This is a genomic window from Vreelandella olivaria (assembly GCF_023507745.1).
GTDB lineage: Bacteria > Pseudomonadota > Gammaproteobacteria > Pseudomonadales > Halomonadaceae > Vreelandella > Vreelandella olivaria_A.
The window spans coordinates 1-1738 of record NZ_JALPZO010000168.1 but is presented as its reverse complement, the minus strand read 5'-3'; the positions used below and the strand labels follow the sequence as shown (position 1 = coordinate 1738).

Annotated in this window: 2 protein-coding genes; one reads left to right on the top strand and one right to left on the bottom strand. The window is 50.8% G+C overall.

The window, feature by feature from the left end; all coding sequences use genetic code 11:
• Nucleotides 1-303: 303 nt before the first annotated feature.
• Nucleotides 304-855 (top strand): GNAT family N-acetyltransferase, encoded by a 552-nt coding sequence (locus tag HP566_RS20015; RefSeq protein ID WP_249979058.1) that lies wholly within the window; start codon nucleotides 304-306, stop codon nucleotides 853-855.
• 213 nt (nucleotides 856-1068) lie between these two features.
• Here the strand turns inward: HP566_RS20015 and soxR are convergent, their stop codons facing one another.
• The gene (soxR, locus tag HP566_RS20010) at nucleotides 1069-1539 is read right to left on the bottom strand and encodes a redox-sensitive transcriptional activator SoxR (protein WP_249979057.1); all 471 of its coding nucleotides are present in this window, start codon (nucleotides 1537-1539) and stop codon (nucleotides 1069-1071) included.
• Nucleotides 1540-1738 lie beyond the last annotated feature (199 nt).

Genomic DNA, 1738 nt, shown 5'->3' with positions numbered 1-1738 from the left:
GTAGGTGAATTACGGCCACTTGGCCGCGTCATGAAGGGGCTTAGAGCGGGGTAAGTTGCTTTTTAAGAGCAAAAGGCCGTCTTCAACAAGCTTTAGCTGGACGCCCAAGTGGCTAAATGCCGATAGTAAGATGACTCAGCCAGATGACCGACTGGGTACATGAATAAGGACAACAGGCGGTGGAAACGGCTCGAAATCGGGTTTTTCTACAGCCTCGTTAGGCTCCTCATACCCTCAACGAAAGCTGATTGAATTATGCCCTTTATTGAACCCATCACTCTCACCGCACACGGCGTAAGGCTCGTGCCACTCGAACTCGATCATGAAGCTGGCATTCGGGCCGCCGCTGCAGATGGAGAGTTGTGGAACCTACGCATTACATCAGTGCCAGCGCCCGATGAGGCGCGCGGCTACATCGATACCGCCTTGAAAAGCCGCGATGAAGGCCACCGCTTTGCCTTTGCCGTCATTGAAGAGGCAAGTGGTGTAGTGCTTGGTTCCACGAGTTATCACGATATCCTGCCGGACGTAAAGCGAGTGGAAATTGGCTACACTTGGTACGCGAAGCGCGTGCAGCGCACGCATGTTAATACCACCTGCAAACTGCTGCTTTTGACACATGCTTTCGATACGTTGGGTTGTAACGTAGTTGGCTGGCGTACTGACAACTTCAACATCGCCAGCCAGCGTGCGATTGAGCGGCTAGGCGCTAAGAAAGACGGTGTGATTCGCGGTAATGTTCTGCGCCGTGACGGCACTATCCGTGACACAGTGATGTACAGCTTGCACAGAGGTGAATGGCCAGAGGTGCGTTCACACCTCAACTATTTATTGAGTCGGTCCCATGGCTTATGAGGCAGGGCGTGCGCCCAGTTGGGAACATGCCTAAAAATGTGATTTTAGAGAGCCCGTACGTGAAAAATTAGCGATTCCTTGGAATGGCTATTTTGGGTGTTATAAACGTCATGGCCAATTAGGGTGCGTCGTTGCTAAAAGCACATTCAACGGAGTGCTTCATCCTCATCATGAGTCATGCAACGAGGCGCTTGTAAGAGCTTGCGTGCGAACTTAATCACCCTTGCGGGTTCCCGCCTGTTGTTCTGCTTGATCCAGAATGACCGGGCCGCTACCTAATGCAGCAAGTTTATCGTCTGGGTTATAGAGCGGGCACTTGGTCATGCTTAAGCAGCCACAGCCTATACAGCCGGACAGGTTATCGCGCAGCGTTTGTAGATAGGCAATACGGCCATCCAGCATGCGCTGCCAGTTTTTCGAAAGCCGCTGCCAGTCTTCAACCGTCGGCGTACGGTTATTGGGTAATGATAAAAAGGCCTGTTTAATCTCTTCCAGACTGACGCCGACTTTCTGCGCTGCTTTTATCACCGAAATCCGCCTTAGCACTTCTGGTTTATAGCGGCGCTGATTACCAGCATTGCGCCAGCTGTGGATCAGACCTTGTTGCTCGTAAAAATGCAAAGCGCTGACGTTAATACCGCAGCGCTTGGCTACCATTCCAACACTCCAAATAGCCTCTGCCATCACCTACTCCTGAATTTTTTATTTTGTCTCAAAAAAATCTTTACCTCAACTAATGTTGAGGTTTTAGCCTATCGACGTCACCCCATCTTCAGTAGCAGCCGGGTTTAGAGTCAGAAGTAACTTTATCGTGTTTTACCACCAGTTGCTCGGCATAGGCTGAAGGTGTCAGCCCACCAAGACTCTTCTTCGGTCTTTCTTC

Excerpts from the sequence above, each read along its gene's own strand:
- soxR (WP_249979057.1), bottom strand. The coding sequence starts at position 1,539 with ATGGCAGAGGCTATTTGGAGTGTTGGAATGGTAGCCAAGCGCTGCGGT.